The 15,273-nt window shown below is 70.3% G+C and carries 14 protein-coding genes; 12 read left to right on the top strand and 2 right to left on the bottom strand.

The genetic code is table 11. The features are described from left to right. Positions 1–105: 105 nt before the first annotated feature. Positions 106–1,275 (bottom strand): amidohydrolase family protein, encoded by a 1,170-nt coding sequence (locus ACFTWF_RS14610; RefSeq protein ID WP_378461926.1) that lies wholly within the window; start codon positions 1,273–1,275, stop codon positions 106–108. A gap of 96 nt (positions 1,276–1,371) precedes the next feature. On the opposite strand from ACFTWF_RS14610, the gene ACFTWF_RS14605 reads away from it, so the two are divergent. The 9 genes from ACFTWF_RS14605 to ACFTWF_RS14565 all read left to right on the top strand — a co-directional run bounded on the left by ACFTWF_RS14605 (position 1,372) and on the right by ACFTWF_RS14565 (position 9,016). Further along, positions 1,372–1,866: a VOC family protein gene (locus tag ACFTWF_RS14605; protein WP_378461925.1), complete on the top strand. Its 495-nt coding sequence runs from the start codon at positions 1,372–1,374 to the stop codon at positions 1,864–1,866. Between the two features lie 99 nt (positions 1,867–1,965). Next, entirely contained in the window at positions 1,966–2,466 is a 501-nt protein-coding gene (locus tag ACFTWF_RS14600) for a nuclear transport factor 2 family protein (protein ID WP_378461924.1), read from the top strand. Continuing rightward, entirely contained in the window at positions 2,463–3,707 is a 1,245-nt protein-coding gene (locus ACFTWF_RS14595) for a CaiB/BaiF CoA transferase family protein (protein WP_378461923.1), read from the top strand. Before ACFTWF_RS14600 ends, ACFTWF_RS14595 begins: the two co-directional genes overlap by 4 nt. Beyond that, the gene (locus ACFTWF_RS14590) at positions 3,707–4,564 is read left to right on the top strand and encodes an enoyl-CoA hydratase-related protein (protein WP_378461922.1); all 858 of its coding nucleotides are present in this window, start codon (positions 3,707–3,709) and stop codon (positions 4,562–4,564) included. The genes ACFTWF_RS14595 and ACFTWF_RS14590 overlap by 1 nt, the downstream gene beginning before the upstream one ends. Then, on the top strand, positions 4,561–5,106 hold the full coding sequence (locus tag ACFTWF_RS14585; RefSeq protein ID WP_378461921.1) for a VOC family protein: 546 nt from the start codon (positions 4,561–4,563) through the stop codon (positions 5,104–5,106). The genes ACFTWF_RS14590 and ACFTWF_RS14585 overlap by 4 nt, the downstream gene beginning before the upstream one ends. After that, positions 5,106–6,926: an FAD-dependent oxidoreductase gene (locus tag ACFTWF_RS14580; protein WP_378461920.1), complete on the top strand. Its 1,821-nt coding sequence runs from the start codon at positions 5,106–5,108 to the stop codon at positions 6,924–6,926. The genes ACFTWF_RS14585 and ACFTWF_RS14580 overlap by 1 nt, the downstream gene beginning before the upstream one ends. 34 nt (positions 6,927–6,960) lie before the next feature. Continuing rightward, positions 6,961–8,100, top strand: a complete 1,140-nt coding sequence (locus ACFTWF_RS14575) for an NAD-dependent epimerase/dehydratase family protein (protein WP_378461919.1) — start codon at positions 6,961–6,963, stop codon at positions 8,098–8,100. After that, the gene (locus tag ACFTWF_RS14570) at positions 8,097–8,591 is read left to right on the top strand and encodes a MaoC family dehydratase N-terminal domain-containing protein (protein ID WP_378461918.1); all 495 of its coding nucleotides are present in this window, start codon (positions 8,097–8,099) and stop codon (positions 8,589–8,591) included. The genes ACFTWF_RS14575 and ACFTWF_RS14570 overlap by 4 nt, the downstream gene beginning before the upstream one ends. 14 nt (positions 8,592–8,605) lie before the next feature. Further along, complete coding sequence (locus ACFTWF_RS14565) at positions 8,606–9,016, top strand: MaoC family dehydratase (RefSeq protein WP_378461917.1); 411 nt, start codon at positions 8,606–8,608, stop codon at positions 9,014–9,016. 48 nt (positions 9,017–9,064) lie between these two features. Here the strand turns inward: ACFTWF_RS14565 and ACFTWF_RS14560 are convergent, their stop codons facing one another. After that, entirely contained in the window at positions 9,065–11,353 is a 2,289-nt protein-coding gene (locus tag ACFTWF_RS14560; RefSeq protein WP_378461916.1) for a CoA transferase, read from the bottom strand. A gap of 135 nt (positions 11,354–11,488) precedes the next feature. Here ACFTWF_RS14560 and ACFTWF_RS14555 point away from each other — a divergent pair, with 135 nt between their 5' ends. From ACFTWF_RS14555 to ACFTWF_RS14545, 3 genes are all read left to right on the top strand, one after another. Continuing rightward, the gene (locus tag ACFTWF_RS14555; protein ID WP_378461915.1) at positions 11,489–12,904 is read left to right on the top strand and encodes an aldehyde dehydrogenase family protein; all 1,416 of its coding nucleotides are present in this window, start codon (positions 11,489–11,491) and stop codon (positions 12,902–12,904) included. 47 nt (positions 12,905–12,951) lie between these two features. Further along, positions 12,952–13,422, top strand: a complete 471-nt coding sequence (locus ACFTWF_RS14550; protein WP_378461914.1) for a MarR family winged helix-turn-helix transcriptional regulator — start codon at positions 12,952–12,954, stop codon at positions 13,420–13,422. Positions 13,423–13,521: 99 nt separating this feature from the next. After that, positions 13,522–15,246, top strand: coding sequence for an amidohydrolase family protein (locus ACFTWF_RS14545; protein WP_378461913.1), 1,725 nt, complete (start codon positions 13,522–13,524; stop codon positions 15,244–15,246). Positions 15,247–15,273 lie beyond the last annotated feature (27 nt).

Raw genomic sequence — 15,273 nt, 5'->3', positions numbered from 1 at the left:
ACCACCTGCGGTGCGGCACCGGAGGCAGCCTAGGCCCACAATATTGTTGTGTCCATGTTAAGAAGATAACTAGAAATGGAGTGCGGGAACTGAGCCGCACAGTGGTCAGATCGTGAAGCCCCTGCCGGCAAGCAGCGGAATGTCGTACAGCTCGCTCGCCACCCCGCCCAGGATGGCCGCCCGGCGCTCGACACTCATGTGCCGCGGCAGCGCCCCCGGCTCGTCGAAGTCCCAGTGCGGGTAGTCCGAGGAGTACATCAGCTTCTCGCCCAGGCCCGAGGCCAGGAATGCGTCGTAGACCTCGTCGAGGTGGGCGTCCTCCTCCGGCTCCTCCATCGGCTGGGTGGTGAAGTGGAAATGGTCGCGAAAGTACTCCGAGGGTGTCTTGGCGAGGTGTGCGACCTCGCCGCCCAACGTGCGAGCCGCGGCATCCAGGCGCCACGACAGCGGCAGCGCCCACGACCAGCCGAGCTCGACCAGCACGATCTTCAGGTTCGGGAAGCGGTCGAAGACGCCCTCGAAGATGAAGCTGGCCACCATCGGGAAGTTGAATGCCGCGTAGTCGCAGTGCTCCTCGTAGTAGTAGCTCGGCGAGCCCGACGGGGTGACCCGGTTGCCGGTCATCACGTGGAAGGTCACCGGCAGTCCGTAGTGCTCGCAGGCCTCGTAGATGGGCCAGTACGTCGGGTGGCCCGGCGGGCGCAGGTTGTCCGGCGCGAGCATGATCTGTTTCATCCGGTCGCCGTACTGCCGGTCCTGCTCCTTCCAGAACTCGATCTCCCGCACGGCCAGCTCCGGTAGCTCGTAGGGAAGGTTGATGGAGGCGTACCAGCGCGGGTCCCGGGCCAGCCAGTTGTCGCACCGGTGCTCGTTGAGCGCCCGGCAGTACGCCGCCGAGAAGCCGGTCGGCTGCCCCTTCATCCCCGCAGAGGAGAAGGCACCGAGGTCGTTGAGCAGGCCCGCGCTGATCTGGTAGGTGTCGAGCAGCTGCTCGGCGGCGAAGAGCGGGTCGCTCCCCGGCGCGCCGCCGCCGGGAGGCTCGGTGTCCCAGCGCTGGCCGTACTCCCGCGGCCGCGGCCGGTCGCCACCGGCCCAGCCGCCCCGGGCGACACCCACCTCGGCTGCATGCCGCTGCCAGCGCTGCGGCAGATACGAGAGCACGCCGGCACCGCGCTGCTGGTGCTCGCGAATCTTGAGCGGGTGGACGTCGCAGTCGATGATCCCGAGCGTGCGCCCGGTCTCCGCGGTGCCGAGATCGGGCAGCGTGGCAGTCAAAGAGTCCTCCTGGAACGGGCGGCCGCGCCGCGTGATCGCTAAGTGATGAGGCTATTGTTTTCATGTTATCTACGGCACATGCAGAAGGGAACCCTCATGAAGCTCGCCTCCCACATCGCCATCGGGGTCAGCGACCTGGAGCGCTCGCTGGCGTTCTACCGCGACGCGCTCGGGATGACGGTGATCCGCGACGCGACGAACGAACCGCCGGCGGATTCGCTCTACGGGCCGGGGGTGGGCTCGACCCGGCGTCGCGAGGTGATGCTGAGGTTCGGCGGCAACGACGGCGAGGGCTATGGCGACCGGCTCTTCCTGGCGATCTCGCAGTCCGAAGAACTGGCCGGCAATACACCGCTCCACCTGGGTCAGATCGGAATCCACCACGTCGGGTTCTGGGTCGACGACATCCCGGCGCTGGCGATGCGGCTGCGTGCGGCCGGCTACGAACCGGTCTCGGTCAAGGACACCACCGGAGTCGGATACGGCGAGAGCGCGGACCAGCCGATGCGGGCGATGTTCGTCAAGGACCCCGATGGCACGATCCTGCAGTTCGACGAGCGGGTGGGTGCCTCGGCCGACGGCTGCTGCTGAGACCGCTCGTGGCTTTTGCAAGCGTCTTGCAGTGATGTATTGCAAGCATGTTGCACTGATGTACAGTGCGTGGTGGGGCGACGCGAAAGGATGATGCACGTGGAGGACCGGCTGGCTATGCTGGAGGCTCGGTTGCGCGAGCTGGAGGACGAGCGGGAGATCCGTGAGCTGCTCGCCCGGTACGGCTATTACGCCGACGCCCCACTCGACGAGGAGTACTTCGCGCTCTTCACCGACGACTGCGTCATGGACGTCTCCGCCGGACGTGGGGACGACCCCTACGAGGTGGTCCGGTGGGAGGGGCTCGCCGCGATGCGCGAGTTCCTCTCGGTGCGGACCGCCGCCCACGACAACGGCTTCTACGGCCGCAGCATGCACGTGCAGGGAAACAATTTGGCGATCACGGTGACCGGTGACGACGCCGTGGCCAACGGCTACTCGTTCATCTTCCACCAGGACGGCCCCACCCTGAAGCTGCTCAGCGCCTCGATCAACGAGTGGGCGTTCCGGCGTGAGGCCGGCCGCTGGCGGATCCAGATGCGCAAGCGCCGGATGCCCGGGGCCCCCGACGCCGCCGAGGTGCTGAGGGCAGCGGAGTGACCGGGGCCCTGGACGGCGTGCGGGTCATCGACCTCTCACGCGTCCTCGCGGGCCCGTACTGCACCCAGATGCTGGCCGACCACGGTGCGGAGGTGGTCAAGGTCGAGCCCGTCGCCGGTGACCTGACCCGCACGTGGGGGCCGGCGCGTCCCGACGGCGTGAGTTCCTACTACGCGGGGCTCAACCGCAACAAGCAGCACGTGAGCGCCGATCTCTCCGCGCCCGACGGCCGCGCACTCGTGCTGCGGCTGCTCGAGTGCGCCGACGTCCTGGTGGAGAACTTCAAGCCCGGCGTGATGGATCGCTGGGGACTGGACGCGGCATCGCTCCTGGAGCGGTTTCCCCGGTTGGTTTACTGCCGGATCACCGCGTTCGGGACCGACGGCCCGATGGCAGGCCTGCCCGGGTACGACGCGGTGATCCAGGCGCACGCCGGGATCATGCACCTCAACGGCGAGCCCGACGGCGGCCCGATGCGGGTGCCGATGCCGATCACCGATCTCACCGCCGGTCTGCTCGCCCTCTCCGGCGTGCTGCTGGCGCTCCACGAGCGCACCGCGTCGGGTCGTGGGCAGCTCGTCGAGTTGAGCCTGGCCGACGGCGCGGTCAGCCTGCTGCACCCCGTCGCGGCGAACTACTTCATGACGGGCGAGCCGCCGCGGCGTCTCGGCAGCGGCCACCCGAACATCGCCCCCTGCGAGGTGTTCGACTCGCCGGCGGGCGAGGTGTACGTCGCGGCAGGCTCCGACCGGCAGTTCGCGCTGCTCGCGGACTTCCTGGGGGAGCCGGACCTGGCCACCGACCCGCGCTACCGCACCAACGCCGACAGGCTGGCGAACCGCCACGACCTCAATGCGGACCTGGCCGTCCTGGTCTCCGGACTCGACCCGGACGCAGACATCGCACGCGAGATGATCGCCAAGGGCGTGCCGGCCAGCGTGGTGCGCCGGGTCGAGCACGTGCTGGACGACCCGTACCTGACGGAGCACGGCATGGTGACCGAGGCCGGCGGCGTCCGGATGCTCGGCGTTCCGGTGCGGCTGGCGCGGACCCCCGGAGCGGTGCGCACCCCACCACGAGCGCAGGGCGCCGACACCCGCGCGGTGCTGGCCGCCGCAGGCGTGACCGCCGCGCAGATCGAGGACCTGATCGCCCGCGGAGTCGTCGTCGCCACCGATACCCCACCCCCTTTCCAGCCCGGCAGCGGGCAGAGCCATGAGCACAGATCCGAGGAGAACTAGTGGAGTTCGAGAACATCCTGTACGGCGTGGAGGACCGGATCGCGACGATCACCCTCAACCGGCCGGAGAAGCGCAATGCGCTCAGCCCCGCGCTGCGGCGCGAGGTGGTGGCGGCACTCAAGGCCGCCGAGGCCGACGACGAGGTCACCCTCATCCTGATCCAGGGGGCGGGCGAGGCGTTCTGCGCCGGCTACGACATGAACAGTTACGCCGGCGGCCAGGCCGACCCGGAGCGGCCCGACGGGTGGAACCACTCGGAGCTCTTCGAGTCCTGGACCGGGCAGTTCCCGCGCAGTTGCCTGCGCGACTGGATGACCATCTGGGACCTGCTCAAGCCGGTGGTCGCGAAGGTGCACGGCTTCGCGCTGGCCGGAGGCTCGGAGCTGATGTCGATGTGCGACATCGTCTTCGCCGCCGACGACTGCGTGATGGGCTACCCGCCCACCCGGGCGCAGTCCACCCCCGACATCGAGTACTTCCCCTGGAAGATGTCGATGGCGCAGGCGAAATACCTTCAGCTGGGCGGTCACTCGGTGACCGGGCAGCGTGCCGCGGAGATGGGCTGGATCGCCAAGAGCTACCCGGCCGCGGAGCTCGACGAACAGGTCATGCGCGAGCTGCGGCCGATGGCCAAGCTGCACCCGGCGATGCTCTCGGCCAACAAGATCGCGCTCAACCAGACGTACGAGGCGATGGGCTTCCGGTCCGCGCTGCAGTCGTCGGTCCCGTGGTATGTGCTCGCCCAGGGATTCCGGCCCGGTTCGGGCGAGTTCAAGACCAGGGCGGCCCGCGACGGGCTCAAGTCGGCGCTGCAATGGCGCGACGGCGACTTCAAGGAAGAGGGGTTCGTGCTGTGAAGACGGCCGAGGAGAATCGCGCCCCGGCGGAGACTCAGGTCGCCGTCGGGAGCCTGAACCACGTCGCGCTCGGTGTCCGCGACCTCGAGGCCTCCGTGCGGTTCTACGTCGAAGGGCTGGGCATGCGCCAGACCCTGACGAAAGAGACCAGCGACCTGACGCCGTCGCTCATGCGGCTTCCGGCGCATGCCAAGGCGACCACCGTCTTCGTGCAGGGAGCCTCGCGGGTCGGCCAGATCGAGCTCGCGCAGTGGAACCTGCCGGCGGGCGACGACGACCGGCCCAAGCGACCGGGTGATGTCGGCATGGGCCAGCTGTCCTTTCCGGTCGACCCCGACCACATCGGTGCCCTTCACGACCGGCTGGTCACGATGGGCTACGAGGTCTACTCCGAGCCCACCACCAGCCTGATCAAGAACTACGGTCCCGTGACGCTCTTCCTCTGCGAGGACCCGGACGGAAACCAGGTGGAGCTGATCGCACTGCCCTCACCGGAGACGGTGCGGGAGTTTCGCGCTCAGGCAGGGAAGGACGAGAGCTGATGACCCAGATCGACGACACACCGGTCCTGACCAGGCTGGAGCCCGACCACACGACCGTGGTGCAGGAGTGGCTTGACGGCATGAATCGAGCGCTGGCCGGTGCCGATCGCACCGGCGTGCGTGCGCTGCTCTCCGCCGACCCCTGGTGGCGCGACATCTACGCCCTGACCTGGGACCTGGTCTCCATGCACGGCGCCGACGACATCGTCGACGCGCTCGAGGGCGCGGTGGGGGACACTGGCTTCGGCGGGCTCCGGCTCGACGAGTCCTGGCCGGTCTCGTTCAACGGCACCTACATCGAGGCGATCTACCACTTCGAGACCCGGGTCTCGACCGGTCGCGGCGTCGTCCGGCTGGTCCAGGAGGACGACGGCACCTGGCGCTCGTGGGTCGTGTCCACCAGCCTCGAGGCGCTCCGCGACTTCCCCGAGCCGGTGGTCTCGATCGACGACGCAGCCAGTAACGAGCACAACTCGCCGTCGGTGCCGGGCGCCCGTCGCTCCCTCGACGAGGTCCGGGCCGAGCGCCGGGAGTACCGCGACGCCGACCCCAGCGTCCTCGTCGTCGGTGCCGGACACTCCGGCCTGTTCCTGGCCGCCCGGCTGGGACAGCTCGGCGTCTCCACGCTGCTCGTCGACCGCCACGCGCGCGCAGGCGACAACTGGCGGCTGCGCTACAACGGGCTGCTGCTGCACGACACGAAGTGGGCGACCCAGTTCCCGTACCTGCCCTACCCGAGCACCTGGCCGCTCTTCACCCCGAAGGAGAAGCTCGCCGACTGGATGGAGTCCTACGTCACCCTGATGGACCTCGACTTGTGGACCGGCACGAATGTGCACAGCGCGAAATACGACGAGGCGCAAGGACACTGGACCGTCGAGCTCGATCACGACGGCGAGCGGCGCACCCTCCACCCACAGCACCTGGTCTTCGCGACCGGTCGCGAGACGATGGCGAATCAGCCGGTGGTGGCCGGCATGGACGAGTTCACCGGAACCGTCGCCCACTCCAGCACGCATCTGGGCGGCGAGGCGGTGCGCGGCAAGAAGGTCGTCGTGGTCGGCGCCGGCGCGAGTGCACACGACATCGCGCAGGACGCCTATGAGCACGAGGCCGCCTCGATCACGATGGTCCAGCGCAGCCCGGTGCTGGTCTTCTCCCAGCGGCACGGGCTGAAGAACCTCTTCGGCAACTATTACGGCGAGGACGGCCCGGAGACCACGACCGCCGACCTCCTCTCTGCGGCAACCCCGCTCGCACTCGGCACCCAGCTGGCGCCGGGCGTGACGCGAAAGATCGCCGAACTGGACGCCGAGATGCTGGAAGGTCTGGAGGCTGCTGGCTTCCGCACGACCCTCGGACCGGGCGACGCGGGCCAGGCCCACCTGACCACGCGCGGCGGTGGTGCCGTCTACATCGACAAGGGCAACTGCGCGCTGATCATCAACGGCGACATCCGGATTCAGCCGGGCGAGATCGAGAGGTTCACCGCAGACGGCGTGGTGTACCGCGACGGTACCGAGGAGGCCGCCGACGTGGTCGTCTTCTGCACCGGCTTCCGCAACATGCGGGAGGCGGCCCGCCCGATCGTCGGGGACGAGGTGACCGACGCACTGGCGACGGTCTGGGACGTCGACGACCGCGGTGAGCTCCGGACGACCCTGCGCCACTCCGGCCACCAGAAGCTCTGGTTCATGGCCACCGGTCTGCGCCTGGCGCGCTTCTTCTCCCAGCACGTCGCGCTGCTCATCAAGGCGATGAACGAGGGTCTGATCGACCCGAGCATCAATGTGGAGAAGAAGCAGGAGCAGACCGGCTGACGCCGGCACCGCCGACCGACGAAGGGATCGCCGGATGAGTCAACCCCGAGCGCTGTTGGTCGGCGGCAGCGGTCCGACCGGCCCGCACGTGGCCGCCGGGCTCGCCGAGCGCGGCTACGCGGTCACCCTGTTGCACCGCGGCACGCACGAGCTGCCGGAGCTGGAGGTGTACGAGCACGTCCACGCTGACCCGCACTTCCGTGAATCGCTGGACGACGCGCTCGCCGGGCGCTCGTACGACGTCGTGGTCGCCGCGTACGGCCGGCTCCGGGTGGTGGCCGACGCCGTCGCGGGGCGCTGCGGCTCCCTGGTCGCGGTCAGTGGGCTGCCCGCCTACGCCGGCTACCACGAGCCGGGCCGCCTTGCGCCGCACGGGATGCCGGTCCAGGCCCGGGAGGACGCCGCCGACGTCGGACGGGCGACGCGGCCCGAGGACATAGCGTCGGAGGGCGGCGGCGAGGCGTTCTCCCGCAAGATCCGCGCGGCGGAGCAGCACGTGCTCGAGTTGCACGAGCACGCCGCGTTCTCCGCCTCGATCTTCCGCTATCCCTCGATCTACGGACCGCGCCAGGTCTACCCGCGGGAGTGGTCGGTGGTCCGGCGGGTACTCGACGGCCGCGAACGAATCATCCTGGCCGACAACGGGCTTACCGTCACGATGCGCTGCGCCGCGGTGAACGCCGCGGCGTACCTACTCGCGGCCGTCGACCGGCCGGACGCCGCGGCCGGTGAGATCTTCAACGTCGGAGACCGCGACCAGCTCTCGATGCGTCAGTGGGTCGAGGTATGTGCGTCGGCGGCCGGAGGCGCGCTGCGCCCAGTCTCGTTGCCGTTCGACCTGGCAGGCCCCGGCCGTGGTCTCTACCCGCTCTCCCACGACGATCATCTGCTGGTCGACGTCCACAAGGCCGCGGACCTGCTGGGCTACGTCGAGCCGGAGCCGGCCGTGGTGGCGTTGGCGGAGACGGTGCGCTGGTACGTCGAACATCCGCCGATCGCGGGGGCTGCCGATGCGCTGGCCGACCGCTTCGACTACGCGGAGGAGGACCGGGTCGTCGAGGCGTACCTTCGCGCGACGGCGGCACTGCGCGCCGAGCAGCCGCCGGCCGCGAGGGTCGTGCACCCCTACGCCCACCCCGAGGTCGCCGGGCAGCGCGACCACCGCGACCGATGAGCCTGGTCAGCGATCAGATGCGGGCCGCGCTGGGCGGCGTCGCCGACTGGCGGGTGTCGTTCCCCGTCGCCGCCTCCGACATCCGGCGCTGGGCGATCGCCGTCTACTACCCCGATCCGCCGCCGGCGCGCTTCGTGGCCCCCGGCGACGGGCCGCTCGTGGCGCCCGAGGAGTTCAATCCCTTCGCCTGGGCCGTGGCGGACCGGAGGGTGCCCGCGGTGGCGCCGATGCTGCGCGACACCGACCGGCTGGAGAAGGCGATCGGCATCGTCGGCCCCGGACTGTGCCACCAGATCAACGGGGGCAGCGAGGCCGTCTACGGCGCCCCGATACGCGAGGGCGACGTGATCCGCTCCGAGACCCGCCTGCACTCCTACCGCGAGAAGACCGGACGGATGGGGCCGATGCTGGTCACGGTCACCGAGGTGGAGTGGACCAACCAGGACGGCGCTCGCGTCAAGCTCGGCCACGACACCTCGATTCGCTACTGACCGGAGGAGCCACGATGAGCGCGAGAGCAGAGGTGCGGATCGGCGACGTGATCGCCGCCGGTCCGCGCCGCACCGGATACCCGGAGTGGAACCGCTTCGCGGCCGTCAACGACGAGTTCGTACCGATCCACATGGACGACGACGAGGGTCGCAGGGCCGGCTACCCCGGCGCCATCGCGATGGGCAGGCTGCAGTGGTCCTACGCCCACCGGATGCTGCGCGAGTGGCTGCCCGGGGCCCGGGTGGTCGCGCTGGCCCTGCAGTTCCGCGGACCGACGCTGCGCGGCGCGCTGTTCGACGTCAAGGCCCGGGTCACCGATGTGCGCGAGGAGGCAGGGGACCGCGAGGTCGACCTCGCGCTGTGGATCGAGGACGAGGCGGGCACCGTGCTCGCACCCGGTACGGCGACCGTCGCGGTGCCCTGAGGCGCCGCGACGGCCGGGCGTCCGCGGTCGCGGATCGGGGGTCGCGGATCAGCGGTAGCCCACGCCCACGACCGAGTGCATCGGTTCGCCCACGACGACCACGCCGGCGCCGATCAGCTGCTCGATCTCCGCACCCGACAGTCCCGCCTCGCCGAGCAGCTCGCGACTGAACTCGCCGTGGCCGGTCGCCCGCATGACCGGGTACGGCGCATGCCCGCTGAAGGTGACCAGGCGATGCGGAAGGAAGGTCGAGTTGCCGTCCGGCCAGACCAGCTCGGTGACGTGGCCGTCGGCCAGCAGTTCGGGGTCGTCGACCACTTCGCGGAAGTCGCGTGCGCGGACCGCGGCGCCGCCTGCCCGGGTCACGGCCGCCACCACGTCGGCCGAGGTGAGCGCGCCGACCGCCGTTCCGATGAGCTCGGCGAGCGCGTCCGCACCCTCCTCGGCGCGGGCGGCCTCCGGCAGGAGCCCTGCGTCGACCGCCTGTGCCGTCGAGTGCAGATGCACCCTGACCCAGCCGTCCGCGCACGGGTAGAACCGGGACAGCGGCCCCGGCCCGGGGAAGTCCCGGCCACCGGTCTCGGCGGCAGGCCGGCCGGCGTAGCGGACCAGCTCACCGCTCTGCATGAACGTGGCGGCGACGGCCAGTGACGAGGTGACGTGCTGCCCGCCGCGGCCGGCGGCACGCTGATAGAGCGCCGCGCAGGTGCCGAGCGCGGCCAGGCACGCGACCGTCACGTCGTTGATCGCCAGTGTGGAGAAGACCGGCTCGGCGCTGCCGCCCTGGGCCTTCATGATCCCGGTCAGCGCCTGGACCACCGGGTCGTAACCGGGCCGGCTGCCGAGCGGACCGTCGGCGCCGTACCCGGTGATCGAGGTGGTGACGATGTCGGGTCGGCGATCGGCGAGCGTCGCGTGGTCGATGTGCAGGCGCTCGAGGACACCCGGCCGGTAGTTGTCGAGCACGACGTCGCTGGCCGCCACCAGCCGGAGGAAGGCGTCGTACCCCTGCGGGTCGCGCAGGTTGATGCCGAGCCCGCGCTGGCCACGGGCGATTCCGTAGCCGCGCACCCGCAGCTCGTCGCCGGTCACCGTCTCCACCTTCGCCACGTCCGCGCCGAGCGCGGCGAGCAGCATCCCGGCGTACGGACCGGCCAGCACCGTGCCGAGATCGGCGACCTTGATGCCGGCCAGCGGACCGGTGCCGGCGGGCAGCGCGGCCTGCGGTGAGGGGAGGCCGGCGCGCGGCTCGGCCCAACCGGCGTCGTCGGTGAAGATCCGCGCCCGGTGCTCGCGCAGGCCACCGCGGGAGAGCTCGGCGCCGACCCCGCCGGTCACGGCGTCACCGACGATCGGGTCCGCGAACTCGACGCGCTGGCCCAGCGCGGCGACCTGCGGATGGTCGAGCCAGTCGTCGCGGTCGCCCACGGGGCTGACCGGGCACCCGGCGGCGGTGAGCTCCTCGAGCCACACCGCGCGGGTACGCCGCGCGAACGCCTCGGCCAGTCGCGCGCGCACCCAGTCCCTGTTGCCGGGGGCGTAGAGCCGCTCGCGCACACCGTCGATCCGCGGGTCGACGACGATGTCGGTGGTGCCGAGGTGCTCGAACGCGATGTCCTGGAACTTCGAACCCAGCGCGCCCAGGAACAGCCACTCGCCGTCGGCGCAGCGGTAGGTCCCGAACGTCGGGTTGGGGCCGCCGGGGCCGACGGTGGTCGCCGGGAGCGGCTCGGTCGGGCTGACCAGCATGGTGGTGATCGTGGTGACCATCGAGCCGTGCAGTGGGTCGACCACCACCCGCTGGCCGCGGCCGGTGCGGACCTTCTCGACCAGCGCGGCGATGCCACAGGTGGCGCCCCAGGCGCCCTGCATGGACGACAGGAAGGGGTAGACCTCGTCGACCGGCCCGCCGCTGAACGAGGTCTGCCGCCGCGCAGCGCCGAAGTCGGCGGAGACCATCCGGTCGCGGGTGTAGGGGTCGAGACCGTCCTGCTCGTCGTGCCACAACGGCAGGTGGAGGTGGACCAGGCCTGCCGGAGTCTCGTCGTTCGGGCCGAGACCCAGTGCGGCCGCCGTGCGGGCGTCGGTGGTGAGCACCAGGTCGGCGTCCGCGACCAGGGCCGAGCCGCGCTCGGGCGGGACGATCGTCTTGTTGCGATGCCAGGCCACGGCCCCGGGAAGGTCCGCGTCCGAGGGGTCGTCGAGCCGGATGACCTCGGCGCCGTAGTCGCCGAGCGCCATCCCGGCCAGCGGGCCCGCTATGCCCCGGCTCGCGTCGAGCACTCGCACGCCGTCCAGCGCCGGCCGCTCCGAGGTCATCTGGGTCGTGTCGTCCACGGTCAGCCTCTCGATCCTCTTAATAGTTCTGCTAAATATTTGCAATCTACATCACTAGCATTGAACGCAGTAGAACTGTTGTGTTCAAAACATGGTTGAATCGAACAACCCCACACACGTCCCCAGGAGGCGCACATGGTCCGCGAGCTGAACCACTGGATCGACGGCAAGAGCGTTCCGCGAGGAGAACAGGAGGCGCTGACCGTCTCCGGCCCCTTCGACCGCAGCCCGATCGCCCGGGTCGCTCTCGGGAGCCGCGACCACGTCGACCTGGCCGTCGACGCCGCACGCCGGGCCGCCCGTGCGTGGGCGGACCGAGCACCGGTCGAGCGAGGCCGGCTGCTGGCGGCGGTCGCGCGGGCGCTGCGCGAGCGGGCCCAGGAGTTCGTCGACGTCGAGGTCGAGGAGACGGGCAAGCTCGTCGCCGAGATGCGCGGCGGCCTGCAGGTCGCCGCCGACTACTTCGAGTACTACGGCGGCGTGGTCCGGGCACTGTTCGGGGAGACGATCAACCTCGGCGCAGGCGACCACGCGTTCACCAGCCGCGAGCCGTACGGCGTGGTGGCGATGATCACCCCGTGGAACGGACCGCTGACCCAGGCGGCCCGCGGCCTTGCGGCCGCACTCGCCGCCGGCAACACCGTGGTGATCAAGCCGTCGGAGTTCACCTCCGGCACCACGGTGATGCTGGCGCAGCTGTGCGAGGAGGTGGGCGTCCCGGCCGGCGTGGTCAACGTGGTGCTGGGTGCGGGGCCGGAGGTCGGCGGCACCCTGGTCGAGCACCCGTCGGTGCGACTGGTCGCGTTCACCGGCTCGGTCGTCACGGGCAGGCGGGTGGCCGAGAGCGCGGCCCGACGGTTGATCCCGGCGATCCTGGAGCTGGGCGGTAAGTCCGCCAACGTGGTCTTCTCGGACGCCGACCTGGATCGGGTGGTCGACAGCGCGCTGACCATCTGCACCGGCGCGGGTCAGCAGTGTGCGGCTCTGAGCAGGCTGCTGGTCCAGGAGGACATTCACGACACACTGCTCGAGCGCGTCGCGGCGGAGATGCGGGCCAGGGTTCCGGGGGAGCGGCTGGCGCCGATGACCACGGAGGGGCAGTTCGAGAAGGTGGTCGAGTATTTCGACATCGCCGCGCAGGACGGCGCACGTCTGGTGACCGGCGGGCACGCGGCAGGCGGCGCGCTCGCGGCGGGACGCTACGTGGAGCCGACGGTGTACGCCGACGTCACGCCCGAGATGCGGATCTTCCAGGAGGAGGTCTTCGGTCCGGTGCTCGCCGTGAGTCGATTCGCGACCGAGGGGGAGGCCATCGAGCTGGCCAACGACTCCGAGTACGGCCTGGTGGCCGGCGTCTGGACCGGTGACTCCGCCCGCGCGCTGCGCGTGGCCTCGCGGCTCGAGGCCGGGCAGGTGATCGTCAACGGCGGTCGCACCGGAATCGAGACGCCGTTCGGCGGCTACAAGGCGAGCGGGCTCGGTCGCGAGAAAGGCTTCGAGTCGCTGCTGCACTACACCCAGCTGAAGACCACCGTCGTCTCGACCCGGTGAGCGCCGGTTCCGGCAGGGATGCCGCAGCGATGTGCTGTCCAAGCGACATGTCTCGTGACCAGGACCTGATCCGGGTGGACGAGCTGCTGCTGCGGCTCGTCCGCTCGGTGCGGCGACCGTCGTACCGCCAGCGCATCCTCGAAGGCGTATCCCGCATCCCGGGGACCGAGGCGCTGCGCGTGCTGCGCGCTGTCGAGCTGCGTGAGCAGCGCGGGACGCGACCCTCCATCAGCGACGTAGCCGGTGATCTCGAGATCGAGCAGTCGACCGCCAGTCGTGCGGTCAACGCCGTCGTCGAGCGCGGCCTGGTGGTCCGGGCCCCCGACGCCGACGATCTGCGTCGGGCCGTGCTCCAGCTCACCGAGGCCGGACGAGCCGCGCTGGGCACGGCCACCGCGAACCGGATGGCGGTGATCGAGGAGAGCACCGCCGACTGGCAGGCCGCGGACCTGCATGATCTGGCCCGGCTGCTGGAGCGGTTCGTGGCTCGCTACGAGGCCGTCGAGCCGCCGTTCTGACCGACCCGTCGGCGCTCCCTTGTTGCACATGATTTACATGCAGCCTGCATGCATCTAATATTCATTACTGCTCCATAACTACACGGCAGGGGAGAAGTAATGAGCGCAGTTGAATACGACCTCGTGATCCGCGGTGGTGAGGTGCACGACGGCACCGGTGCCGAGGGCAGGGTCGCCGACATCGCGGTCAAGGACGGCGTGATCGCCGTCGTCGGCGAGGTTGCCGGACGTGGTGCCGAGGAGATCGACGCGACCGGCCGGATCGTGACGCCGGGCTTTGTCGACATCCACACCCACTACGACGGCCAGGCGGTCTGGGACGACGCTACCGCCCCCTCGTCACACCACGGCGTGACGACTGTGGTGATGGGCAACTGCGGCGTCGGCTTCGCTCCGTGCAAGCCGGAGCACCGCGACGGGCTGATCGAGCTGATGGAGGGCGTCGAGGACATCCCGGCACCCGTCATGCACCAGGGCCTGACCTGGACGTGGGAGACGTTCGCGGAGTACCTCGACGTCCTGGAGCGCACCCCGCGCGACATCGACATCTGCGCCCTGGTGCCGCACGCGCCGGTACGGGTCCACGTGATGGGTGAGCGGGCGTTCCGGTTGCTGCCGGCGCTGCCCGAGGACGTCGAGCAGATGCGTGTCATCGTCGCCGACGCGATCCGCGCCGGCGCGTGGGGTGTATCGACCAGCCGCTCGACGGCACACAAGAGCGTCGCCGGGGACTACACCCCGACGCTCCTCGCCCGCGAGCGTGAAATCGTCGGCCTGGCCATGGGCATGGCCGACGCCGGCCGGGGTCTCTTCGAATTCGTCGCCGAGGTGCAGGACCCCGACGTGATCGGCGAGTTCGAGATGGTCCGCCGCGCGCTGAAGAAGTCGGGTCTGCCGGGCGTCTACAGCCTCGTGCAGAGCGGTCAGACGGCGGATGCGAACCAGGACCTGTGGCGTGACCTGCTGAAGTACTCCGAAGCGGCGAAGGACGACGGCGTAAACCTGCGCCCGGTCGTCGCGCCGCGAGCGGTCGGCCTGCTGATGGGGCTGGAGGGAAGCCAGAACCCGTTCTCCGCCACGCCGAGCTACCGCGCGATCGCCGATCTTCCGCTGGCCGAGCGGGTTTCGCGGATGCGTGACCCCGAGGTGCGCCGCCGGATCCTCTCCGAGGACCCGCACGCCGAAAGCGCCTGGCCGCTGCTGGAATTCCTTTCCTACAGCAGGATGTACCGCTTCGAGAACCCGCCGAACTACACCCCCGACGTCGGAAACTCCCTGCAGGCGATCGCCGACCGCGAGGGGCGTCCGGTGCCGGAGGTGGTGTACGACGTCCTCCTCGAGGACGAGGGGATGGGCTTCATCCACGTCCCGTTCGCCAATTACGCCAGCGGCGACCTGCGGGTCTGCCAGGAGATGCTGGAGGACCCCAACTCGATCATGGGCTTGGGCGACGGCGGCGCGCACGTCGGCTTCATCCTCGATGCGGGCTTCCAGACCTGGATGCTGACCTACTGGGTCAAGGAGCGCGGGGTGATGGCGCTGCCGGAGGCGATCCGCCGGATGACCTCCGACACCGCGGACGTGATGGGCCTGGCCGACCGTGGCCGGATCCGCGAGGGTCTGCGGGCCGACCTCAACGTGATCGACCTCGGCCGGCTCACCTTCGGCTCGCCGTACATCGCGCACGACCTGCCCAACGGTGGCAAGCGGCTGATGCAGAAGGCGGTCGGCTACGAGCACACGATCGTCGCGGGCCAGACCGTCTACCGTGACGGCGAGGACACCGGGGCCCGGCCGGGACGGCTCGTCCGCTCCGGTCGCTGACGCCACTTCGCCGGGCCGGCCCCGGGG

The organism is Rhodococcus sp. NPDC056960, assembly GCF_042674125.1.
Classification (GTDB): domain Bacteria; phylum Actinomycetota; class Actinomycetes; order Mycobacteriales; family Mycobacteriaceae; genus Rhodococcus_F.
Note: the sequence above shows the minus strand (reverse complement) of the source record. Positions and strands in the feature narration are given on the sequence as shown.